Origin of the sequence: Pannonibacter anstelovis, assembly GCF_036881715.1 — a bacterium.
GTDB lineage: Bacteria > Pseudomonadota > Alphaproteobacteria > Rhizobiales > Stappiaceae > Pannonibacter > Pannonibacter anstelovis.
In genome coordinates this window covers 475,388-499,338 of the sequence record NZ_JBAKBF010000001.1, presented here as the reverse complement: position 1 = coordinate 499,338, position 23,951 = coordinate 475,388, and the positions used below count along the sequence as shown (strand labels likewise).

Below are 23,951 nucleotides of genomic sequence, written 5' to 3'. Positions count from 1 at the left end.
TGCAGGTCCTCAGAAGGGCAGAGCCTTGTCCTTGCCCACCCAGAGCCCAGGTGCGGCGGCGGCGTAGTCAACCGGCGGCTTGCTGCCATAGAAGCCGTTGCGGTCCATGATCTTGCGGACGGCAGCCGCCGCATTGTCGAGAGCTTCCTTGCCGGAGATCTGGCCGGTCAGGGCGCGGTTGATCTCGTTGCCCATGGCCTGTTCCATCTCGAACATGCCGGGCAGGCGCGGAGCGCACCAGGCGTAGTCGAGCGACTTGCTCCACACTTCCGCCGGCTGCGAGGCCACCTGAAGGTTCGGGTTGGTCAGAACCGAGCGGTAGCCCGGAGCCACGCCATTGGCATTGGCCTCGTTCATGGCCATGATCGAGGAGGTGGTGAGGAAGGCGAGCATCAGGAATGCACCTTCCGCATTCTGGCTGCTTGCGGCGACGCAGGAGGTCGAGCCTGCGATGTTGGGCGGGGCGAAGTGGCCACCGGCAATGCGCGGCTCGTAGATGGTGACGAAGTCGTCCACGATCTTCGACTGGTCCGGGCGCATGGCCTGCGTGCCCGAATCCTGCCAGCTGATGTTGGTTGCGACCTGTCCGCCGAGCCATGCGGCGCGGTTTTCGCCCCAGCCTGCACCGGCAAAGCCCTCGATGGCGTTCTTGGACAGCGCAAGGATGATATCCATGCCCTTGTTGCCCGCGTCGCCGTTGAAGATCGGCTCCCACTTGTCGTCGAAGAGCATCATGCCGGCCTGTGCCGCCACATGCTCCCAAGTGTAGGTGGACCAGAAACCGCGTGCGCCCAGCATGCCGACACCGGCAACGCCCTTGGTCTTGTTGTTCAGCTCTGCCGACAGGCGGATCAGCTCGTCATAGGTAGGAACAGAATTCCACTTGTCGATCGGGCCACCCAGAACATCCTCGACCATCTTCTTGCGCAGATGCACCATCTGGATGTCGCAGTCGAACGGGATGCCATACATGGTCCCGTTGAAATAGCCGTAGTTCAGGCGGTAGGTGTCATAGAAGTCATCAAGCGGCAGCTTCCACTTCTCGGCAAAGTCGCCAAGCGGGGCGAGGAAGCCGGGGGCTGCAAAATCGCCCAGCCAGGGCGAGAAGAACTGCAGCGCATCGAAGGACGCATTGCCGGAGATGAACTCGGCGACGGCCTTGTCATAGAAGCTGTCGTCCGGGATCGGCACCAGTTCCACCTTGATGCCGGACAGGGCCTCGAACGGGGCGAGGCCCTCGGCGGCGGATTCCTGGTCGGCAGCACCAATGGCAAAGCGCACGGTCGTGCCGGCGAATTCCTTGCGCACAGCTTCCCAGTCAACGTTGCGAATCCAGTCCTTCTTCGGGTCCCACAGCGGCTTGCTGTCAGTCAGGCCATAGAGCTTCTGGTAGTCGGCGCGGACGTATTTCGAGATGGAAATATCGTCCAGCACGCTCTGCGGATCGGGCAGGGCGCCCTGCGCCAGAAGTCGTCCGCTCCATGTGGTGCCGATCAGTGATGCGCCGGCGGCAGCAGTGCCTGCCTTCAGGAACGAACGGCGCGAAAGTTTTCCGGTGATACCCATCAAGTCTCCTCCCAGATGACGATGGCCATGATTGCCAAGGGCATTTCCTCGGCCCGGGTTGCGCAGAGGTTGCGCTGGGCAGGCGGTTCATTTGCCTGCGGAGGTGGGCCGGAACATTTGAATGTTCTATAAAACAATTGTTCGTCTTTCGCCGCTTGTCAATCGGATTTGATGCAAAGTGTGGCCTGATCCGTTGTGCGGTGCGGTGAAGGTTGTGAGCGATTGCAGCGACGAATGAGTGAACAAGTGCGTTGACACAAGAACGAAAGTTCACAATGCTTGCGGCAACTCAACCCCACCAAGGCATATGAAATGGCTTCAAACGTCGCGCTTACAGGTCTTGCCCGCGATCTGGCTGCAAGGGCGCAGGCTGGCCGCCCGGTCCGCATCGGACTGATCGGCTCCGGTGAAATGGGCACGGATATCGTCACCCGCGCATCCATGATGGATGGCGTGGAAGTGGCTGCGATTGCGGACATCAATCCGGCGGCCGCGCACAAGGCCGTGGAGATTGCCCGTCAGGAGCAGGGGCACAGCCAGGACGCCGGCACGGTGGACAAGCTGAATGCCGCCATCGAATCCGGCCGTACGGCCATTGCCTCGTCCTCCGACATCATTCTCGAATCGGGTCTTATTGACGTGGTGATCGACGCCACGGGCGTTCCGGCTGTCGGCGCGGAAATCGGCCTCAACGCCATGGAGCGCGGCAAGCATCTGGTCATGATGAACGTCGAGGCAGACGTGACCATCGGCGCCTATCTGCGGCGCGAGGCGGACCGGCTGGGCGTTGTCTACAGTCTTGGTGCAGGCGACGAGCCGTCTTCCTGCATGGAGCTGATCGAGTTTGTCTCCGCCATGGGGCACCGCATCGTCTGTGCGGGCAAGGGCAAGAACAACCCGCTCAACATTGACGCAACGCCGGATGCCTATGCGGCGGAAGCCAAGGCGCGCCATATGAACGCGCGCATGCTGGTGGAGTTCGTTGATGGCTCCAAGACCATGGTGGAGATGGCCGCCATCGCCAATGCCACGGGTCTCGTTCCGGATTGTGACGGCATGCATGGGCCCGCTGCCGGGCCGAAGGAACTGGCAACCACACTCATTCCGCAGAAGGATGGCGGCGTGCTGTCCGGCATTGGCCGTGTGGACTTTTCAGTCGGCAAGGGGCTGGCGCCGGGCGTTTTCGTTGTCGCCGAGGCAGAGCATCCGCGCGTCTGGGAGCGGATGAAGGATCTGAAGATGGGCGATGGCCCGTATTTCAGCTTCATCCGGCCCTATCACCTGACCTCGCTGGAAGTGCCGCTGACTTGCGCCCGCGCCGTTCTCTACGGCAAGGCCGACATGATCCCGCTCGACAAGCCGGTGGCCGAAGTTTGCGCGGTGGCGAAGCGCGACCTGCAGCCGGGCGAGACGCTGGACCAGATCGGCGAATACACCTACCGCGCCTGGGTCATGGAAGTCTCCCGCGCCCGTGCCGCAAAGGGCATTCCTGCCGGTCTGCTGACGGGGGCCAAGGTCACCCAGCCGATCCGCAAGGGTGAGCTGATCACCACCGAGAATACCGCGCTTCCTGCCAATTCCCGCATTGCCGAACTGCGCCGCCGCCAGGATGCGATGGTGTACGGGCAAGAGCCGGCGCATGCCTGAGGACAGAGCCATGGCCAACACCGATGAAAAGGCAAAGGGCGCTGTGCCCGCAGCCGATGCCAATCTTCCCTATGCGCTGCGCACCTACTCGCCCGAGGCGCTGACGGAAGCGCTGCGCAAGATGATGCTGATCCGCAAGTTCGAGGAAGGCGCGGAAGACAGCTACATGCGCGGCCTCATTCACGGCACGATGCACCTGTCGATCGGTCAGGAAGCTTCCGCCGTGGGTTCGTCCATGTCGCTGACGGATGAGGACAAGATCACCTCCAACCACCGCGGCCACGGCCACTGCGTTGCCAAGGGCGCTGATCTGGGGCGGATGTTTGCCGAGTTCTTCGGCAAGGAAACCGGCTATTGCCGGGGCCGGGGCGGCTCCATGCACATCGCCGATGTGGCCAAGGGCAATCTCGGCGCCAATGGCATTGTCGGCGGCGGTCTGCCGATTGCTGTGGGTGCCGCGCTCGCCGCCAAGCGGCTTGGCACGGGCGCCGTGACGGTCTGTTTCTTCGGCGATGGCGCCAACAATGAGGGCGCTTTCCACGAGGCGCTGAACATGGCCGCCGTCTGGAAACTGCCGGTGATTTTCGTCTGCGAGAACAACAAATACGGCATGTCCACTTCGGTGGAGCGCTCCACGGCGGTGAAGCACATTTCCGAGCGTGCCGCTGCCTACAGCATGCCGGGCGTGACCGTGGACGGGAATGACTTCTCCGCCGTTGCCGAAGCCGTGGATGCGGCGGTGGCAAGGGCGCGGGCAGGCGAGGGGCCGAGCCTGGTCGAGAACGTCACCTACCGCTGGCGCGGCCATTCCAAGTCCGACCGTAACCGCTACCGCACCAAGGAAGAAATCGCCGAGTGGATGGACCGCGACCCGATCAAGCGCATGGCCGCCATGCTGGTTGATCACGGCATCCTGAACCAGGAAGGCATCGAGGCGCTGGAGGCCAGTGTGGCGCAGCAGATTGCCGATGCCATCGCCTTTGCCGCCGCGAGCCCTTCGCCAAAGGCCTCCGAGGCCACCCGTTTCGTTTACACTGAAGAGACCGCAGCATGAACGCGCATCCGGCGAGCCCCCTCCGCGAACTCTCCTATGCCGAGGCCATCCGCGAAGCCATGGATCTGGCGCTGGGCTCAGATCCCCGCGTCGTTCTCATGGGCGAGGACATCGGCGTCTACGGCGGTGCCTTTCAGGTGACCGGCGACCTTGTGCACAAATACGGCACAGACCGGGTGATGGATACGCCCATCTCGGAATTGGGCGGTGCCGGTGTCGCCGTTGGCGCGGCGCTGACCGGTCTGCGGCCCATCTTCGAGTTCCAGTTCTCCGACTTTGCCGCACTTGCCATGGAACAGATCGTCAATCAGGCGGCCAAGTTGCGTTACATGCTGGGTGGCGCCGTTTCCGTGCCGCTGGTCATGCGCTTTCCGGCTGGCTCCGGCACGGGCGCAGCGGCGCAGCACTCCCAGAGCCTTGAGGCCTGGCTGGGCCATGTGCCGGGCCTGAAAGTCGTGCAACCCTCGACGCCGGAAGATGCCAAGGGTCTGTTGCTGGCAGCACTGGAAGATCCGGACCCGGTGATGATCTTCGAGCACAAGATCCTTTACAAGATGAAGGGGCATGTGCCGGAGGGGCATTACACGACGCCGATCGGCAAGGCTGCGATCCGCCGTCCGGGCAAGGACCTCACCATCGTCGCCACCGCCATCATGGTGCATAAGGCGCTGGAGGCAGCCGCCACGCTGGAAGCTGAAGGCATCAGCGCTGAAGTGATCGACCTGCGCACCGTGCGGCCGATGGACCGGGAGACGGTTCTGGCTTCCGTACGCAAGACGGGCCGGCTTGTCTGCGTCTATGAAGGGGTGAAGACTCTGGGCGTCGGTGCTGAGGTCAGCGCCATGGTGGCCGAAAGCGATGCGTTCGACTTCCTCGACGCGCCGATTATCCGCCTGGGCGGGGCCGAGAGCCCGATCCCCTATAATCCCGAGCTGGAAAAGGCTGTTGTGCCGCAGGTGCCGGACATTCTGGATGCGGCCCGCAAGCTGGCGAAGGGGCGTGTGTGATGCCCAATGAAGTGATCATGCCGAAGGTGGACATGGATATGGCGAGCGGCAAGCTCGCCACCTGGCATGTCGCACCCGGTGAGTGGGTGGAGAAGGGCGCGCCGCTTTTCGACATTGAAACCGACAAGGCCGCCATGGAAGTGGAGGCGCCTGCCTCCGGCTTCCTGCATCATGTCATTGCAGAAGGAACGGATGTGCCGATTGGCGCAACGGTCGCCTGGCTCTATGGCAAGGATGAAGCTGTTGGTGAGCCGCCTAACCAATCCGCCGCGCCTGCTGTTGAAACGCCTGCCGCTTCGCCGGAACCTGTAGCGGTTGCTCCCGCCGCTGCATCCGTTGCCGCGCCTGCAGGCGAAACAGCAGGCGGGGGGCAGGGCCTGCGCGCCACGCCACTCGCCCGAAGCCTTGCCCGTGAGGGCGGCGTTGATCTTGCCTCTCTCTCCGGCTCCGGTCCGCAGGGCCGCGTGCAGGGGGAGGATGTGCGCAAGGCGCTTGAGGCGGGCAGGGCGGATGTGACAGCGGAAGCGGTCCTGCTGGCTTCTGCATTGCCGTCGTCTCCCGAATGGCAGACCGGCCCACTCTCCATCACCCGCAGCAAGGGCGGCACCGGGATTCCCGTTGTGCTTATCCATGGCTTTGCCAGCGACGGAGCAAGCTGGGCGCCGCTTGAGGCCTATCTCAAGCACCGTCCGCTGATCCGGATCGAACTGCCCTCACATGGCAAATCGCCGCGCCTGCGCATTCCGGACTTTGCTTCGCTCGCTGCCGAACTGCGCCGGGCGCTGGAGCAGACGGGCGAGGAGAAGGTGCATCTGATCGGCCACAGCCTTGGCGGCGCGCTGGCGCTGGCGCTGGCCGACACGAGGCCCCGGCAGGTGGAGAGCCTGACGCTGATCGCGCCTGCTGGCCTTGGGGCGGAAATCAACGGGCAGGTTCTCTCCGGCATCTGCCGGGCGCAGCGGGCCGAGAGCCTTGCGCCCTGGCTGCGCTGCCTCGTTGCCAATCCGGACATGATCACCGATGGCTACGCCAAGGCCGCCATGGCCGGGCGCAGGGATGCGGCCCTCAGGGCTGCGCAAATGGCGCTGGCCGATGTGCTGTTCCCCGATGGCACGCAGGGCTTTGATCTGCGCGCGGCGCTGGGCCGTCTCGATGTTCCGGCGCGGATCATCTGGGGCCGGCAGGATGAGATCATCCCCTGGCAGCATGCCTTGCGCGCCGGTGGCCAGGTGGCCTTGCACCTCATCGAGGGTGCCGGGCATATGCCGCAGGTGGAAGTCCCGGATCAGATTGGCAAAATCCTGCGGCAGCACCTATGATGGGGTGATGAAGATTCCTCATCGATAGCGGGAAATGCCCATGTCCGACAGTCAGAGCAGCCAGACGAACGGAGCGCGGGAGCGCGGCCCTGCCGACCAGCACGGCCAGCTTCGCATCCGCGCTGCCTGGCTCTATTATGTCGAGGGGCTGACCCAGTCGGAAGTTGCCAAGAAGCTGGACGTGAACCGCATTCTCATCACGCGGCTCCTGTCCGATGCCCGCAAGCGGGGCGAGGTGATCATCCGCATCAAGTCGGATATCGCCCCGCTGGTGGAGCTGCAGCGCCAGCTGGAAGAGCGCTTCGGCCTGCGGCAGGCCATCGTCGCGCCTTTCTCCGATCCTGACGGCGACCCGACCCGGGCAATTGCATCTGCGGCTGGCACCTATGTCTCCGGCATCATGGCCAATCGCATGACTGTTGGCGTTGGCTGGGGCCGCACGCTGCATCAGATGCTGCCTTTCATTGAGGGGCGGCAGCTGGAAGGCGTGCGCGTCATCTCGCTGCTGGGCGGTATCTCGCAGGCCAAGCGCTTCAACCCGGCGGAATTCGCCTGGCAGTTTGCTGAACTCTTCGATGCCGAAGGTTTCCTCGTGCCCGCTCCGGCGCTGGTGGATTCCGTCCAGACCCGCCACGCGCTGCTGGAGCATTGCGGCCTTGATCAGGTGTTGCAGATGGCCGAGACCTGCGATGTGGCGCTGCTTTCCTGCGGCGGAATCTCGACGCTCACCACCTCCTACAGGCTGGGGCAGGTGTCGGAAGCCGAGCGCCAGTCCCTTGTGGCGGCGGGGGCTGTGGGTGACGTGCTTTATCATTTTCTCGATGCGGAAGGGCGAACCGTGCCTCATCCGGTGAACGAGCGCTCCATCTCCATCCCGCTGGACCGGCTCGACCGGGTGAAGTCCAAGGTGCTGATTTCCGGCGGGCGCGAGAAGACGCAGATGATGCGTGCCACCCTCAAGGCGCTGGACATGGATGTTGTCATTACAGATGAATTGACAGCGCAGCGGCTGCTGGGCCAGCTTGAAGCATGAGCATGTTCACTGCCTTGTCTGCCTCCTGGACATTTCCGGCTGCCTGTTGCCTTGACAGGCTCTGGTGCCTCTGGGACTGATAGCGCTCCTTCCCTTGTTGCCTCAGGGCATCTCAATCAGACGGGTCCGGCCATGACACAGGCGAAACGCGCAGCGCTGCTGCTTTCCTCTTCCGTTTTACTGTCCTTTGCAGCGGCGGCGCAGGCGGCGGAGCTTCGCTTTGCCTCGCAGGGCGATCTGGTGTCCATGGACCCCTATGCGGTGGAAGAGGTGTTCACCTCCGGCTTCCTGGGCAACGTCTATGAAGGCCTCGTGCGCCGCACGCCTGACCTGAAGCTTGAACCGGCGCTGGCCGAAAGCTGGGAAATGCTGTCGCCCACCCAGTGGCGCTTCCATCTGCGCAAGGGCGTGACCTTCCATGACGGCAGCCCCTTTACCGCAGATGACGTGATCTACTCCGCCGAGCGCGTGCGCTCCGGCTCGTCCGACTTCAAGAACCGCCTTCCGGCTGGTGTCGAGATCGTCAAGGTGGATGATCACACGGTCGATTTCATTACAAAGGAACCGAACCCGATCCTGAACTTCACCTGGGCCAACTGGTACATCATGTCCAAGTCCTGGTCCGAGGCGAACAAGGTGGCGCCGCCGCAGAAGGGCGGGGACACTGAGAATTACGCGACCCTGCATGAGAACGGCACCGGCCCCTACAAGCTGGTGGCGCGTGAGCCGGGCGTGCGCACCGTGCTTGAGGCTTATCCGCAGTGGTGGGGTGCCGCCGCAAAGACAGGCAACGTGGACAAGGTGACCTACACCCCGGTACCGAACCCGGCGACCCGCGTTGCAGGGCTTCTGGCCGGTCAGCTGGATGTGGTGTTCCCCATTCCGGTGCAGGACATTCCGCGCCTCGAGGCTGCTCCCAATACGCAGGTTGCAGCTGGCCCGGAAGTGCGCACCATGTATCTGTCCATGAACCAGTGGAAGGAGACGCTGCCGGGCTCTGGCCTTGAGGGTGTCAATCCGCTGAAGGACGTGCGCGTGCGTGAGGCCATCTACCGGGCCATCGACATCAACACCATCCGTGACAAGATCATGCGCGGCCAGACCACCCCTGCCGCCCTGATGGTGGCGCCGGGCGTCAACGGTTACACGGACGAGATCAAGCGGCTGGACTATGATCCGGAGAAGGCCAAGGCGCTGCTGGCGGAAGCTGGTTATCCAGATGGCTTCACCATGACCTATCAGTGCTCCAACGACATGTATGTGAATGACGAGGCGACCTGCCTTGCCATTTCCTCCATGCTGGCGAAAGTGGGCATCAAGGCCAAGCCGAACGTGCAGCCGCGTGCCAAGTATCTGGAATCCATCACTGCGCCAAACATGGACTTCGGTCTTGCGATGCTGGGTACAACACCGGCCAGCCTCGACAGCCACATCGCGCTCTACTCCTTGCACATGTGCCCGCGCGTTTCGCCGGACCGGCCCCTGTGGGACAAGGACGACCTGACGAAGATCGTCGCTGGCAAGTCCAACTTCGCCGGTTACTGCAATCCGGAAGTGGACCGGCTGGCAGGCGAGATCCTGAAGGAAGCCGATCAGGACAAGCGCAATGCGCTGATCCGCGAGGCCTGGACCATCACCACGAAGGATGTGGCCTATGTGCCGCTGCACCAGACCTGGGCTGCATGGGGTGCGGGCAAGAACGTCAAGCTGGAGCGCCGCGCCGACAACGTCTTCGACTGGCGCCACGTGACCATCGGGCAGTAAGCTTGCTGCCAAAAGCTGCGGCATCCGGCTACCGGATGCCGTGGCGCAACCGGGATTCTCGGCGCAATGATCTTCTACATGCTCCGCCGCCTGTTTCAGGCAGGTATCGTGCTGCTGGTGGTGGCGCTGGTGGCCTTCTTCATGTTCCGCTATCTGGGCGATCCTGTGTCGCAGCTTGTCAGCGAGGAAACGAGCCTTGCCGACCGGGCAGCGCTGCGCGAGGCACTGGGCTTGAATGATCCGGTGCTGGTCCAGTTCGGCCATTTCATTGGCCGGGTCGTGCAGGGCGAATTCGGACTGTCCTATCAGATGGGGCAACCGGTCAGCCACCTCATTGCCGACCGGCTTCCGGCCTCCATCGAGCTCAGCGTCATTGCCTTCTCGCTGGCGCTGGCGCTGGGCATTCCGCTCGGCGTTCTGGCGGGGCTGAAGCCGGACAGCTGGCTTGCGCGGGTGATCATGATCTTTTCGCTCGCCGGTATTTCGATGCCCACCTTCTTTGTCGGACTGATGCTGATGGTCTATTTCGGCGTGGAGCTGAACCTCTTGCCGACCTTTGGCCGCGGCGAGACGTTGGATCTCGGTTTCTGGACCACCGGGCTTCTGACCCGTTCGGGCTGGCTCTCCATCATCCTTCCGGCCTTCACTCTGGGCCTGTTCCAGCTCACGTTCATCATGCGCCTCGTGCGGGCAGAAATGCTAGAGGTGATGCGCATGGACTTCATCCGCTTTGCCAAGGCACGCGGCCTTCCTGCACGGCGCATCCACTTCCGCCATGCGCTGAAGAACACGCTGGTGCCGGTGATGACCATTGCCGGGCTGCAGTTCGGCTCGATCATCGCTTTCGGCATCATCACCGAGAGCGTGTTCCAGTGGCCGGGCATCGGCCTTCTGTTTCTGCAAGCTATTTCGACGGTCGATATCCCTGTCATCTCCACCTACCTGCTGCTGGTGGCGGTGATCTTCGTGACGGTCAACCTGGTGGTGGACCTGCTTTACTATGCGGTTGATCCGCGCCTGCGCGCCAGCGCCAGCTGAGGGGAAACGGATGCCTGATTCTGCCACACCCTCCGGTCTGCGCCTTTGGGTCGCCCGGCGCCCGGTGCTCTACCGCTTTCTGGCTTCACCGCTGACGGTTCTGGCTGCTCTGATCGGCGGGGTCATGATCCTTGCTGCCATCGCAGCGCCCCTGATTGCCCCGCATGATCCGTTCGACATTGCCTCGCTCGACCTTCTCAACTCGCTTCTGCCGCCGGTCTGGCACGAGGGCGGCAGCCCCGAGTTTCTGCTGGGAACTGACGATCAGGGCCGCGATCTCTTCTCCGCACTGCTTTACGGCACCCGCACGTCGCTGATGGTCGGCGGTGTTTCGGTGGCAACTGCTGTCTTTTTCGGCCTCCTGTTCGGGCTGCTCGCCGGTTATTTCGGCGGGCTGACGGATGCCATCGTGATGCGCGTTGTCGATATCCAGATGACCTTTCCGGCCATCATGGTGGCGCTGCTGGTGGATGGCGTCAGCCGGGGCATCCTGCCGCCGGAGCAGCACGATCAGCTTGCCGTCTTCGTCATCATCTTTGCGCTCAGCCTGTCGATCTGGCCGCAGGTGGCCCGCACGGTGCGTGCCTCGACGCTGGTTCAGCGCAACAAGGACTATGTGCTGGCGGCGCAGGTGACAGGCATTTCCGCGCCGCTGATCCTCGTGCGCCACATCCTGCCCAACGTCATGGGCCCGGTGCTGGTGATTGCCACCATCAATCTCGGTGTTGCCGTGCTGGGTGAGGCGACGCTGAGCTTCCTCGGCGTCGGCATTCCGGCCTCCGAGCCCTCGCTCGGCACCCTGATCCGCATCGGCAACAACTTCCTGTTCTCCGGCGAGCGCTGGCTGGTGGTGTTTCCGGGCATGACGCTGGCGCTGCTGGTGCTGTCGGTCAACCTCGTGGGGGACTGGCTGCGCGACGTCCTCGACCCCAAGCTGCGCTGACCGGAGGCCTTCCATGTCCTTGCTCTCCATTTCCGGCATGAGGGTGGAATACCCGCAGCCCCTCGGCACCTTTGTGGCCGTGCAGAATGTCAGCCTCGAGGTTGGGCGCGGCGAGATCGTTGGCATCGTCGGCGAGTCCGGTGCGGGCAAGTCCACCATCGGCAGCGCCGTGATGGGTCTTCTGGAAGCGCCGGGCCGGGTGACGGCTGGCGAAATCCGCTTTGACGGTGAGGCGATCGATCCGGCCAGCGAAAAGATCATGCGCCGCCTTCGCGGCAAGCGCATCTCGATGATCTTTCAGGACCCGCTCACCAGTCTTAATCCTCTGATGACGGTGGGCGCCCAACTGATCGAGACAATCCGCATTCACCAGCCCATGAGCGAGGGGGACGCGCGGGAGAAGGCCATCGGCCTGCTGGAGCAAGTGGGCATTGCCAGTCCGGCAGAGCGGATCATGGCCTATCCGCATCAGTTCTCCGGCGGCATGCGGCAGCGTGTTGTGATTGCGCTGGCGCTGTGTTCAGACCCTGATCTGATCATCGCTGATGAACCGACGACGGCGCTGGATGTGTCCGTACAGGCGCAAATCCTTGATCTCATCCGCAAGCTGGTGAAGGAGCGGGGCATCGGCGTCATTCTCGTCACCCACGACATGGGGGTCATCTCCGGCACGGCAGACCGGGTGGTGGTGATGTACCGGGGCGAGGTGGTGGAGAGCGGTCCGGTGCGGCAGATCATTGATGCGCCTGCCCATCCCTACACCCGCAGCCTCATCGGCGCGGTGCCGCGCGGCGACCGCAAGCTGGACCGTTTCCCGCGCCTGACCTATCCGCCGCAGGCGGAGGACGCGCCGCTCAGCACAGACCGCAGCCCGGCGCTGCAATGGCTGACGGAAGGGCGGGAGGCCGGCAGCAGGGCTGTTGATGCAAAGCCCCTCATCGAGGTTCGGGATGTGCGCCTGCGCTTCCAGACCAAGGCGGCGCTGCTGCCCTCCAACCGGCGCTATTTCGAGGCGGTGCGCGGCGTCAGCCTTGATATCCGGCAAGGGGAGGTGCTGGGGCTGGTGGGCGAATCCGGCTGTGGCAAGTCTTCGCTCGCCCGTATGCTTGTGCAGATCTACCGGCCTACCTCCGGGAGCATCACCTTTGATGGCAAGACCGTGGGCGGGGCGGCGAGCCGGGCGGAAGACAGGGCGCTGCGTCAGCAGGTGCAGATGATCTTCCAGGACCCGTATTCCTCGCTCAATCCGCGCATGAGCACAGGGCGCATCATTGCCGAGCCGCTGACCCATCATGGCCTTGCCACGTCATCTGCCGAGCGGCGCAGGATCGTGGCGGATCTGCTGGAAGCGGTTGGGCTTGGGGCGGCTGCGGCGGACAAGTATCCGCATGAGTTTTCCGGTGGCCAGCGCCAGCGGATCGCCATTGCCCGTGCGCTCGCTACGCGGCCCCGGTTTCTCATCTGCGACGAGCCGACCTCGGCGCTTGATGTGTCGATCCAGGCGCAGATCCTGAACCTGTTGAAGGACCTGCGTGATGCGCTGGATCTCACGGTGCTTTTCATCAGCCATGACCTGCCGGTGGTGCGCCAGATGTGCGACCGGGTGATCGTGATGAAGGAGGGGCTGATTGTCGAAGAAGCGGAGACCGAACAGCTCTTCACCGCTCCTGCCAGCCCCTATGCCCGGCACCTGCTGGACCTGATGCCCAGCCTTTGAACCCTGGCAGGTTCAGCCCAAAGCCGCAGCCTTGAGGCTGAGGCGGATCTGCTTTTCGATCTCGATGAGTATGAAGAACAGAACGCCCGCTACCACCACCAGCAGTCCGTCTGCAAAGGGGATGGCCACCGTGCCGAAGGCCCTCTGCATCGGCGGCAGGTAGGTGATGGCAAACTGCGCCGTGGTGGCTATGGCAACGCAGATCCAGACCGCAGGCGTGCCCATGGCTGCCTTCCAGGTAAAGGATGTGCCATGGATATTGCGGATGAAGAACAGGTGGAAGATCTCCAGCACCACGAGCATGTTGAGCGCCAGCGTACGCGCCAGTTCCGGCGGGTGTCCCTTGTCCGTTGCATAGGCATAGATGCCGAAGACGGCGCAGAGGAACAGGAGTGACACCATGGCAATGTGCCAGAGCAGCTCCAGGCCCATCAGCGGCTCGCTGCGCCGCCGGGGCGGGCGGCGCATCGTGTTGTCTTCGGCCAGCTCAAAGGCCAGCGCCAGTCCCAGCGTGGTGGCCGTAATGAGGTTGACCCAGAGGATCTGTACCGCCGTGACCGGCAGCGCCATGCCGAAGAGCAGGGCGCAGATGATGGTCAGCCCTTCGCCGGCATTGGTCGGCAGCGTCCAGCTGATGACCTTTCGAATGTTGTCATAGACCGTCCGTCCCTCGCTGACAGCGGCGGCGATGGAAGCGAAGTTGTCGTCGGTGAGCACGAGGGCCGCAGCCTCCCGTGCAGCTTCGCTGCCCTTGTTGCCCATGGCAATGCCCACATCTGCACGTTTCAGTGCCGGGGCATCATTGACGCCATCCCCGGTCATGGCGACAGTGTGGCCCATGCTCTGCAAGGCGGTCACAAGGCGCAGCTTGTGTTCGGGGCTGGTGCGGGCAAAGACGTTGGTATGGACGAGGCTTCCCGCCAGTTCAGCGTCGCTCAGTGCGTCGATCTCCGCGCCTGTCAGGACATTCTGCGGCTCACGCAGACCGATTTCACGGGCGATGGCGGAAGCGGTTCCTGCGTGATCGCCGGTGATCATCTTCACCGCGATACCGGCCTGATGGCATTGGGCGACGGCAGCGATGGCTTCCGGGCGGGGCGGATCGATCAGGCCGAGAAGCCCGATGAAGACGAGACCCTCGCGCAGATGGTGATGCTGGAGCGAAGATAGCCCGTCAGCGGTGGCGCCGGCTGCAAAGCCGAGAACCCTCTGGCCTTCCGCCGACAGGCTGGCAATGCGCCTGTGCCAGGCAGCGCGGTCAAGCGGGCGCGCCGTGCCATCTGGCCCTCTTTCCAGGGTGCACATGGCCAGCAGTTCTTCAGGTGCACCCTTGACGTGGATGACAGTGTCGCCGGTTCCGCTGCGGTTCAGCACGGCCATGTAGCGGTGGGCCGCGTCGAACGGAATGCAACCAGTGCGGCGCCAGCCCTGACGGCTGTCTTCCGGCCGGGCCTGCACCTTGCCGGCAAAGGCCTTTAGTGCAGCTTCCATCGGATCGCCTTCGGCATGCCATGCACCATCGCCGTACCGCAGGGCTGCGTCATTACAGAGACTGGCTGCCAGCGCCAGTTCGGCCAGGGCATTGCCGCCATGTGTTTGCAATGCAGGCTCACGCGAGCGCACCTCTCCATTCGGGGCGTAGCCGGACCCCGAAACCTCATAGGCATTGCAGGCAGTTATGGCCCTGACAACCATCATTTCATTGCAAGTGAGTGTACCTGTCTTGTCCGTGCAGATGACGGAAACGGCGCCCATTGTTTCAATGGCCGGGAGATGGCGGACGATGGCGTGCCGGTTGGCCATGGCCTTTGCCCCGGCAGCCAGCGTGATGGTGAGTACCGCCGGAAGGCCTTCTGGAATGGCGGAGACGGAAAGCCCAACGACGACCATGAACAGCTCGCTGAAGGGCAGGCCGCCCAGCAGCATGCCGTGCAGCAGCAAGAGTGTTGCGGCAGCCAGAATGACCAGCGTCAGGCCGCGCGCGAACCGGTCCATCTGCTCGGTCAATGGCGTCTTGAGTTCCCTGACACGGGACATGAGCCGGTTGATATGGCCGATCTCCGTGGCCTGTCCGGTTGCCACCACCACTCCCGTGCCGCTTCCCGCCGTTACAAGCGTGCCGCTGAAAGCCATGGAGCTGCGCTCGGCCAGCGGCGCGGCGGGGGCGACGGCATCCGGCAGCTTGTCTGCAGGAACAGCCTCACCCGTGAGAAGCGCTTCGTCTGTCCTCAGGCCATGGGCCGACAGGATGCGAAGGTCTGCAGGCACCCGCTCTCCTGCTTCCAGCAGCACGATGTCGCCCGGTACCAGAAGGGCGCTGGCGATCATCTGGCGGCTGCCGTCGCGCAGTACGGGTGTGTGCGAGGCCAGCATCTTGCGCAAGGCTTCGAGTGCCGCCTCTGCCTTACCCTCCTGAACGAAGCCGATCACCGCGTTGATGACGACGACAAGCAGGATCACCAAGGCATCCACATGATGCCCGAGCCCGGCTGAAACGGCGCCAGCTGCCAGAAGCACATAGATGAGCACATTGTGGAACTGCCGCAGGAAGCGTACGGCCGGGTGCCTGCGCGGTGGTGGCGGCAGTTCGTTGCGGCCGTGCTGGGCAAGACGCTCCGCCGCTTCCGGGCTGCTCAGTCCCTCCGGTGAACTGGCGAACCACGCAAGTGCGTTACCTGGCGGCTGGTCGTGGAAGGTCGCCTCTTGCGTAGACATGGTGGGGCTGCCGCTCGGATGGAGAGAGATGACCGGGATTGGCTGATGTCGTGAAGAGTTCCGGCCGGATGCGCACTCCGGGCACTGGCCGTTGATACTAGTGTTTTTGCATGTGCTGTCAGTCAAGGAAACTACGGACCTCAAGCACCAGGGCCCGGCCTGCAGCAGCCTGGCACAAGTGCCTCAGATCAGGCCATGCTTGCGCAGGCGGTATTCCAGCCGTGCCCGTGTCAGGCCAAGGCGGCGGGCGGCGGCGGAGATGTTGCCTTTTTCCTGCGTCAGCGCATCGCTATAGAGAGCCCGCTCCTGTGCCTCGATATGTTCAAGGCCGTCCATGGGGGCGGAAGGAGGAAGTTTGCCAGGCGCCGTGTGCAGCACCGGGACTGGCCCTGTTGGCCGCCCGCTTCCCTGAAACACGTGGTGCAGGCCGATCAGGCCGTTGTCATCGGCAAAGACCACGCCGCGCTCCACAAGGTTCTGCAATTCTCGGATGTTGCCGGGAAAGTCATAGGCGAGCAGCGCGTCCATGGTGCTGCGGCTGAAGCCAGTGACGGCCTTGCCGTGTTTTTCCCGGAACTGGGCCAGAAAATGGGCGCAGAGCAGGGGGATGTCATCGCGCCGCTCCCGCAGAGGAGGAATGTGGATCGGGCAGACGTTGAGGCGGTAATAGAGGTCACGCCGGAAACGCCCGGCAGAGACCTCCTGTGCCAGATCCACATTGCTGGCCGCAACGATGCGCACATTCACCGTAATGGAACGGGTGCCGCCCAGCCGCTCGATGGTGCGCTCCTGAATGGCGCGCAGCAGCTTGCCCTGTGCGGAGAAGGTGAGAGAGGCGATCTCGTCCAGAAACAGCGTGCCGCCTTCTGCGCGCTCGAAATAACCGGGACGGGCGGCAACAGCCCCGGTGTAGGCGCCTTTTTCGACGCCGAAGAGTTCGGATTCTACCAGATTGTCCGGAATGGCGGCGCAGTTGATGGCGATGAAGGGGGCCTTGCTGCGTCGGCCTAGCTGGTGCAACTGGCTGGAAAACAGCTCCTTGCCCACACCGGATTCGCCGATGAACAGCACGGTCGCATCGGTTGCGGCGACCTTCTCCAGCAGATGACAGGCACGCTGAAAGCTGGCCGAGACGCCGACCATGCCGCTCGCGCCCTGGGCAGCAGGCTCTGCTGCGGCCCTTTCCGTTGACGGACTTTTGGCGCTTGCAGTGGCGCTGCGCCCGCGCCAGGACAAGCCGAAATATTCCTGCTCCGGCGCATCCTTGCCCCAAGCCGCAGCATCGCGCCCCACGACGAGGCAGTGCGGCGCGCCCATGCCGGCGCATTCGATCTCGCGGAAAAACACCGGATGGCCGAGAATGCGGCTGGTGTAGCCGGAGGGCACGCCGGTCTGCATCCAGCACACGGGCTCCTGCGCAAGGCCGTGACTGGCGTGATGCTCTGCCGCCTCCGAAGAGTCCTCCCAGACGAATTCGCCGTGATAGGTCCCTTTGTCCGCGTCGAACTCGAAGTGGCGGGTCGTTACCTTGACGAAGCCCTCCAGCGTGTGGACACGCGGACCTGCGGCCAGAAGCTGGGTGATGCTGGCTCCGGCAAAGCGGTCCAGCACCAGCTCCGCCGCCCGCACACCCTGCAGATAGCCAATGCGCATCAGCAGCGCCTTGGCCCGCTCCATGCCCAGCGTGTCGATCAACTCCGCGCGAAGCGCGCCCAGCACCTGCGACTGGATTAGCACCATGCGCTGGTCGTTGAGCCAGATGCGTCCGTCGCCGAGGGCAAAGAGCAGCGAATGCGCCAGGTCATCCAGCGTTGGCGGGGCGGCGGTGGGCAGCTCGCTGAAGGCCCCGCGCCGGATCATCCGGCCCGTGCGGGCTGAGGCTTCGGCCAGGGAAATCAGATGATCAGGGGTGCCGTGCGTGCTCATGAGCTTCATGTTTTCATGAAACTCATGAGCTGTTCAATAAAATTCTGAAACCTTGCGGAATGCGGCATGGCTGCCCGCCCGTTCGTTCATCCGAAAAGATCTCTTCTTTTCAGAGGTTTGCCCCACAGGTCCGGCGCAGGCCCGTCATGGCACGGCGCTTGCCTAAGGGAAACTACGGCCAACTGAGGAGATGGTCTGGCGGCGGAGGCTGCCAAGAGGAGGACGGCACGGGCGGTGCGGCAGGGTAAACTGCGGCGCCTCCGGCCAATGGGAGGACCTGATCATGAACATGCTGCATGCCGGATTTTTGAAGCCGGGTAGCTGGAATGGGCGCATCTTTGACGGCAGCTGGTCTGCATCTGCCGCCGGTACGCTGACCGTGCGCGAGCCTGCGACCGGAGACGTGCTTGCCGAAACCGGCCTTGCCGGGCCGCAGGAGGTTGCCGCTGCAGCCAGGGCCGCCGCTGCTGCGCAGAAGGCCTGGGCTGCCGTGCTGCCGCAGGCGCGTGCTGCCATCCTGAACCGGGCGGCAGATCTTCTGGAGCAGAACGGGCAGGAGCTGATCCCCTGGATCATGCGCGAAAGCGGATCGATCGAGGCCAAGGCGGGCATCGAGATCGAGCACGGCACCCAGTTCCTGCGTCATGCGGCCTCGCTGGCTACCATGCCCATGGGGCTGGTTCTGCCCACGATGGATGGCCGCAGCAGCCACGCCCGGCGCCTGCCGCATGGGGTGGTCGGTGTCATCTCGCCCTATAATTTCCCGCTGGTCCTGTCGGTGCGCGCCATCGCTGCGGCGCTGGCGGTGGGCAATGCGGTGGTGCACAAGCCCGATCCGCGCACGCCCATTTCCGGCGGTATCATCATTGCGCGGCTGTTCGAGGAAGCAGGCCTTCCCGCCGGTGTCCTGCATGTGCTGCCCGGCGGTGCGGATGCGGGTGAGGCCATGTGCAAGGACCCGCACATTGCCATGATTTCCTTCACCGGTTCGGCGGCAGGTGGTTCTAAGGTCGGCGAAGTTTGCGGCCGCCACCTCAAGAAGGTGCAGCTGGAACTCGGCGGCAAGAACGTGCTGATCGTCCTGGACGATGCGGATGTGGATGTTGCTGCCTCCAACTGCGCCTGGGGTGCTTTCCTGCATCAGGGGCAGATCTGTATGGCGACAGGTCTTGTCCTTGCACATGAAAGCATTGTGGAGGCGCTGGCGGAAAAGATCGCGGCCAAGGCTCAGCATCTGCCTGCGGGGGATCCTGCCTCCGGCCGTGTGGCGCTGGGGCCAATCATTTCCCCCAATCAGGTGGAGACGATCCAGCACATCGTCGATGATGCTGTTGCCAAGGGAGCACGCCTTCTGGCAGGCGGCAAGCCGGATGGCCTGTTCTATCCGGCCACCGTTCTGGCGGGCATCACGCCGGACATGCTGGCCTTCCGCGAGGAGCTGTTCGGGCCTGTGGCCTGCATCATGAGCTTTGCCAGCGATGCGGAAGCCGTCCGCATTGCGCAGGACAATGACTACGGTCTGTCTGCCGGCATTCTCTCGGCCAGCACGTCGCGCGCCATGGCGATCGGCAATCAACTCCGGACCGGCATGCTGCACATCAATGATCAGACGGTGAATGGCGGGCCTTTCGCGCCCTTCGGCGGCTTCGGCAAGTCGGGCAATGGCACCCGCATCGGCGGGCCTGCCGACATCGAGGAATTCACCCAGTGGCAATGGGTGACGGTCCGCGATCAGGCCCAGCCTTACCCGTTCTGACAAGCTTTCTGCCGGGTGCTGGCTCACCTTGTGCTGGCCGCGTCCGGCCTTTCCCGTTGATGGAGGCGATCATGAAAATCAAGGCAGCCGTTGCGCGCGAGACGCGGGCGGATCTCGTTCTCGAAACACTGGATCTGGAAGAGCCGAGAGCAGATGAAATTCTGGTAGAGGTAGTGGCCACGGGCGTGTGCCACACCGACATCGTTGTGCGGGACGGCATGCTGCCCACGCCGCTTCCCGTGGTTCTCGGGCATGAGGGGGCAGGCATCGTGCGCAGCACCGGCAGTGCCGTTTCCAAGGTAAAGCCTGGCGACCGGGTGGTCATGACGTTCAACTCCTGCGGCTATTGCGAAACCTGCAAGGAGCATCAGCCAGCCTATTGCTATGAGTTCTTCCCGCGCAATTTCTTTGCAACGCGGGCCGATGGCACAACGGCACTGTCGAAGGACGGTGAGCGGGTGCATGGGAATTTCTTCGGCCAGTCCTCCTTTGCAAGCCATGCCATCTGCAATGAAAGGAATGTGGTGAAGGTGCCGGAGGGCGCGCCGCTGGAGCTTCTGGGCCCGCTTGCCTGCGGCATCCAGACCGGCGCAGGGGCGGTGCTCAATGCACTGAAGGTGCGCGAGGGCAAGAGCTTTGCCGTCTTCGGTGCCGGGTCTGTTGGCCTGTCTGCCGTCATGGCGGCCAAGGTGGCTGGCGCTGGTACCATCATCGCGGTGGATCTCAATCCGGACAGGCTGGAACTGGCGAAGGAGCTGGGCGCAACCCACGTGATCAATCCCAAGGCGGAAGATGCCACGGCGGCGATCCTCGCCCTCACGGGCACGGGCGTGCATTATGCGCTCGACACCACGGGCCTGCCGCCGGTCATCCGCTCGGCCGTGATGGCGCTGGCCAATGCCGGGACCTGCGGCATTCTCGGCGCGTCCGGGCCGGAGGTGGAGCTGCAGATCAACGAGATGCATTTCATGAGCGGCGGGCGGCGGCTGATGGGCATCGTGGAAGGCGAGAGCGATCCGGATGAGTTCATCCCGCATCTGGTCGAACTCTACAAGAGGGGGCTGTTCCCCTTCGACAAGCTGATCACCTTCTACGAGTTCGACGAGATCAACGAGGCCATCCATGCCTCCGAAGCGGGTTCAGCCATCAAGCCTGTTCTGCGGATGATGTGAGAGGAAATCTGTTTCGTTTGATGTGAGAAGTCATGCCGGGGCCGTCTTCACGCGCGTGAAGGCGGCCTTCTGCATCTGGCTTGGGCGTGCGGTTCGGCCGTCCGGCTTGTCTTTGCGGGCGGGATGCGGTGCAGGCGCTGCTTTCTTGCGCTGGCTGCAACAGAGTTTTCCGGAATGCGCGATTTATTCCGGAAGATCAAAGTGCAAGCCTGACCCTGCAGCATGTTTCACCGGCAGGTGATCCCATCGATAAACAACAAGATCCACGCGGGAAAAAAGTAATTTTCTCCCGATGCTGGCCCATGCCCAGAGGTTCATCATGACATTCACCCGTTCTCTGCCGCGTCTGGCGGCCCTCGCATTGACAACGGCACTTGTGGCAGCCGCGCCGGCGCAGGCGGATTCCGTTTCTCTGGATCTGCAGAGCGCCTGGCCTCTGACCATGCCGGCCAGTGGCCAGAATGCCGAATATCTGGCGGAGAAGCTGAATGCCCTGTCGGGTGGCAGCCTCAAGGTGAAGGTCTACTCGGCAGGCAAGCTGGTGCCGCCGCTGCAGATTTTCGATGCCGTGCAGCAGGGCTCGCTGGATGCGGGCTACACCTCGCCGCTTTATGTGGCCGGGCGCTTTCCCGCCGTGCAGCTCTTCGGCGGCATCCCCTTCGGTCCGGATGTGCTGACCCACGCGGCCTGGATCTATAACGGCGGCGGCCGGGAAATCTGGTCGGAGATCTACGCCAAGCAGGGCGTCGTCACCATTCCCTGCGGCCTGATGGAGCGCGAAGCGGGCGGCTGGTATTCTTTCGAGATCAATTCTGTCGCTGATTTCAGCGGCAAGAAGCTGCGCTTTGCCGGGCTTGCGGGCGAGACCATGGTCAAGCTCGGCGCCTCCATCGTGCTGCTGCCAACCGGGGAGATCTATCCGGGCATGGAGAAAGGCGTGATTGATGGCGCGGAGCTGTCCATGCCCGCCATCGACGTTACCGTCGGGCTCGATAACGTGGCCAAGAACTACTACCTGCCGGGCTGGCACCAGCCTGCGGCCATGAACGAGCTGATCATCAATCAGGCCAAGTGGGACAGCATGGACGAGGCCCAGAAGACGGCCATCGAGGAGGCTTGCAAGGCGACGAACCTGCGCTCCGTCATGTCCACCCAGACCGCCAATGCGGAAGCGGTGAAGGGATTTGAGGCCAAGGGCGTGCAGGTGCGCCAGTTCCCGCCGGAGGTGCTGGAGGCCATCAAGGCCAAGGTGGATGAGGTGATGAAGGAGCAGAGCGAAAAGGACGCGGACTTCAAGCGCGTCTGGGACTCCGTGTCTGCTTACCGTGCCTCGACCGAAGCCTGGGCTGCCCGTCAGTAACAAGAGGATTGTGCGGTCGGCGGGCTAGAGACGGCCTGCCGCCCGTCCGTCTTCACTGCAACGGGGCTATCCTCATGCATTTCGTCGAAGTGGTGGACCGGCTCAGCCGGTCGGTGGGACTTGCAGGTGCGCTGGTGCAGCCGCTGCTGATGCTCACCATTCTGGGCAATGTGCTGCTGCGTTACGTGTTCAATCTCGGCATGATCGAGCTTGAGGAGCTGCAGTGGCACATGAATGCCGTCGTGGTCATGTGCTGTCTTGCCTGGGCCTACCAGCGCGACATGCATGTGCGGGTCGATGCCCTGCACGGGCGCATGGGAGAGCGGGGCAGGGCGCTGGCCGAAGTGCTTGGTGTTCTCTTCCTGCTGCTGCCCTTCGCCGGGTTCCTCACCCTGAACTCCTGGAAAATCTTTGAATATTCCTGGCGCCTTAAGGAAGGCTCGCCCATGCCTTCCGGCCTGCCGGCCCGCTACATCATCAAGGGCGTCATGGCTGCCGGCTTTGCCCTTCTCTTCCTGCAGGGGCTTTCCGTGCTCCTGAAATCCCTTGCCGTTCTGATCCGCCCCGGGAGGTCCGCCGATGGGCGTTGATGCGGTTTTCGTCTTCCTGCTTTTCTCCACCTTCATGGTGGTGATGTTCTCCGGCTATCCGGTGGCTTTCGTGCTGGGCGGGACCGGTGTTCTCTTTGCCGTGCTCGGCAGCGTGCTGGATGCCTTTGCCTTTGATGCGGACATGGCCTCCATCCGCATGCTGGGCTTTGTCGCCAACCGGACCTTCGACACGCTGTCCAGCTATTCGCTCATACCCATGAGCATGTTTATCTTCATGGGCCTGATGCTTGACCGCTCGGGCATTGCCGAAAAACTGCTCACCTCCATGCACGGGTTGTTGCGGCAGGTGCCGGGCGGGCTGGCGGTGTCGGTGGTGCTGATCGGCGTCGTGCTGGCTGCCTCCACCGGCATCATCGGTGCTTCGGTGGTGCTTCTCGCTACCATCGCCATGCCGGCAATGCGGGCGGCGGGCTATGATGACCGGCTGAGCCTTGGCACCATTGGCGCGACAGGATGCCTCGGCATTCTCATTCCGCCCTCGATCATGCTGGTGGTCATGGGCGACCAGCTGCAGATCCCGGTGGGGGACCTGTTCAAGGGGGCCATCGTCCCGGGCCTGCTGCTCGCCGCTGCCTATGTGGTCTATATCGTCATCGTTGCCCTGATCTGGCCGGACAGGGCTCCCAAGGGTCAGACTGGTGAAGCGGCAAAGGTTACCTTTGGCGAGCTAGGCCGGGTTCTGGTGGCTCCGTTGCTGCTGGTTGTGGCCGTGCTTGGGTCCATCGTCTTCGGCATTGCCTCGCCGACGGAAGCCTCCGGCATCGGTGCGGCGGGGGCAACGCTGCTGGCCATCGCTTCCGGACGGCTGGGCTGGAAGGGGTTCGTCGAAGTCTGCGAGGCTAGCGGCCTGACGACGGCCTTTCTCTTCGCACTGATCTTCGGTGCCTCCTGCTTTTCGGTGGTGCTGCGCGGTTATGGCGGGGACGAGGTGATTGCCGATGCCCTTCATGCCATTCCGCTGCCGCCGGAAGGCACGCTGCTGCTGATCCTTTTCATCCTGTTCCTGCTGGGTTTCTTCCTCGACTGGATGGAGATCATCCTCATCATCGCGCCGCTGGTGATGCCGGTGCTGACGGCCATGGGCCACAATCCGGCCTGGGTGGCGGTCCTGATGGCTGTCTGCCTGCAGACGTCCTTCCTGACGCCGCCTGTGGGCATGGCACTGTTCTATCTCAAGAACACGGTTCCGGATGCGGCCATCGGCACCATCTACCGGGCGGCGGTGCCTTTCGTGCTGCTGCAGATGGCGGTGCTTGCCGCCTGCCTCATCTGGCCGCAACTGGTGCTGGGGCTTGCGGGCATGAAGTGACATCTCGGGGGGCT

Annotated in this window: 17 protein-coding genes; 14 read left to right on the top strand and 3 right to left on the bottom strand. The window is 63.5% G+C overall.

Features of this window, described 5'->3' with window-relative positions:
• Nucleotides 1-9: 9 nt before the first annotated feature.
• Nucleotides 10-1,566 carry an extracellular solute-binding protein gene (locus V6L75_RS02230; protein ID WP_334249892.1) on the bottom strand — a complete coding sequence of 519 codons (1,557 nt, stop codon included), beginning with the start codon at nt 1,564-1,566 and terminating at the stop codon, nt 10-12.
• A gap of 312 nt (nt 1,567-1,878) precedes the next feature.
• Between V6L75_RS02230 and V6L75_RS02225 the strand changes: the two genes are divergently transcribed.
• From V6L75_RS02225 to V6L75_RS02185, 9 genes are all read left to right on the top strand, one after another.
• On the top strand, nt 1,879-3,213 hold the full coding sequence (locus V6L75_RS02225; protein WP_334249891.1) for an NAD(P)H-dependent oxidoreductase: 1,335 nt from the start codon (nt 1,879-1,881) through the stop codon (nt 3,211-3,213).
• A gap of 10 nt (nt 3,214-3,223) precedes the next feature.
• Nucleotides 3,224-4,267, top strand: coding sequence for a thiamine pyrophosphate-dependent dehydrogenase E1 component subunit alpha (locus V6L75_RS02220; protein ID WP_334250011.1), 1,044 nt, complete (start codon nt 3,224-3,226; stop codon nt 4,265-4,267).
• Nucleotides 4,264-5,274 carry an alpha-ketoacid dehydrogenase subunit beta gene (locus tag V6L75_RS02215; protein ID WP_019966160.1) on the top strand — a complete coding sequence of 337 codons (1,011 nt, stop codon included), beginning with the start codon at nt 4,264-4,266 and terminating at the stop codon, nt 5,272-5,274. The genes V6L75_RS02220 and V6L75_RS02215 overlap by 4 nt, the downstream gene beginning before the upstream one ends.
• Nucleotides 5,274-6,593: an acetoin dehydrogenase dihydrolipoyllysine-residue acetyltransferase subunit gene (locus tag V6L75_RS02210; protein WP_334249890.1), complete on the top strand. Its 1,320-nt coding sequence runs from the start codon at nt 5,274-5,276 to the stop codon at nt 6,591-6,593. The genes V6L75_RS02215 and V6L75_RS02210 overlap by 1 nt, the downstream gene beginning before the upstream one ends.
• Before the next feature lie 40 nt (nt 6,594-6,633).
• Nucleotides 6,634-7,626: a sugar-binding transcriptional regulator gene (locus V6L75_RS02205; RefSeq protein ID WP_208975621.1), complete on the top strand. Its 993-nt coding sequence runs from the start codon at nt 6,634-6,636 to the stop codon at nt 7,624-7,626.
• Between the two features lie 132 nt (nt 7,627-7,758).
• Nucleotides 7,759-9,390: an ABC transporter substrate-binding protein gene (locus tag V6L75_RS02200; RefSeq protein WP_334249889.1), complete on the top strand. Its 1,632-nt coding sequence runs from the start codon at nt 7,759-7,761 to the stop codon at nt 9,388-9,390.
• 66 nt (nt 9,391-9,456) lie between these two features.
• Nucleotides 9,457-10,428, top strand: a complete 972-nt coding sequence (locus V6L75_RS02195; RefSeq protein WP_334249888.1) for an ABC transporter permease — start codon at nt 9,457-9,459, stop codon at nt 10,426-10,428.
• A gap of 10 nt (nt 10,429-10,438) precedes the next feature.
• Complete coding sequence (locus V6L75_RS02190) at nt 10,439-11,371, top strand: ABC transporter permease (RefSeq protein WP_334249887.1); 933 nt, start codon at nt 10,439-10,441, stop codon at nt 11,369-11,371.
• 13 nt (nt 11,372-11,384) lie between these two features.
• Nucleotides 11,385-13,088, top strand: a complete 1,704-nt coding sequence (locus V6L75_RS02185; RefSeq protein WP_334249886.1) for an ABC transporter ATP-binding protein — start codon at nt 11,385-11,387, stop codon at nt 13,086-13,088.
• A gap of 12 nt (nt 13,089-13,100) precedes the next feature.
• Here V6L75_RS02185 and V6L75_RS02180 read toward each other — a convergent pair whose 3' ends face one another.
• Nucleotides 13,101-15,803, bottom strand: a complete 2,703-nt coding sequence (locus V6L75_RS02180) for an HAD-IC family P-type ATPase (protein ID WP_334249885.1) — start codon at nt 15,801-15,803, stop codon at nt 13,101-13,103.
• 183 nt (nt 15,804-15,986) lie between these two features.
• Nucleotides 15,987-17,729 carry a sigma 54-interacting transcriptional regulator gene (locus tag V6L75_RS02175; protein ID WP_334249884.1) on the bottom strand — a complete coding sequence of 581 codons (1,743 nt, stop codon included), beginning with the start codon at nt 17,727-17,729 and terminating at the stop codon, nt 15,987-15,989.
• Nucleotides 17,730-18,012: 283 nt separating this feature from the next.
• Here V6L75_RS02175 and V6L75_RS02170 point away from each other — a divergent pair, with 283 nt between their 5' ends.
• The 5 genes from V6L75_RS02170 (at nt 18,013) to V6L75_RS02150 (ending at nt 23,937) form a co-directional block, all read left to right on the top strand.
• Nucleotides 18,013-19,485, top strand: coding sequence for a benzaldehyde dehydrogenase (locus tag V6L75_RS02170; RefSeq protein WP_334249883.1), 1,473 nt, complete (start codon nt 18,013-18,015; stop codon nt 19,483-19,485).
• Nucleotides 19,486-19,556: 71 nt separating this feature from the next.
• Nucleotides 19,557-20,657, top strand: coding sequence for an NAD(P)-dependent alcohol dehydrogenase (locus V6L75_RS02165; RefSeq protein WP_334249882.1), 1,101 nt, complete (start codon nt 19,557-19,559; stop codon nt 20,655-20,657).
• 319 nt (nt 20,658-20,976) lie between these two features.
• Entirely contained in the window at nt 20,977-22,017 is a 1,041-nt protein-coding gene (locus tag V6L75_RS02160; RefSeq protein ID WP_334249881.1) for a TRAP transporter substrate-binding protein, read from the top strand.
• A gap of 74 nt (nt 22,018-22,091) precedes the next feature.
• On the top strand, nt 22,092-22,607 hold the full coding sequence (locus V6L75_RS02155) for a TRAP transporter small permease subunit (protein WP_334249880.1): 516 nt from the start codon (nt 22,092-22,094) through the stop codon (nt 22,605-22,607).
• Nucleotides 22,597-23,937, top strand: coding sequence for a TRAP transporter large permease (locus tag V6L75_RS02150; protein ID WP_334249879.1), 1,341 nt, complete (start codon nt 22,597-22,599; stop codon nt 23,935-23,937). Before V6L75_RS02155 ends, V6L75_RS02150 begins: the two co-directional genes overlap by 11 nt.
• Nucleotides 23,938-23,951: the final 14 nt, after the last annotated feature.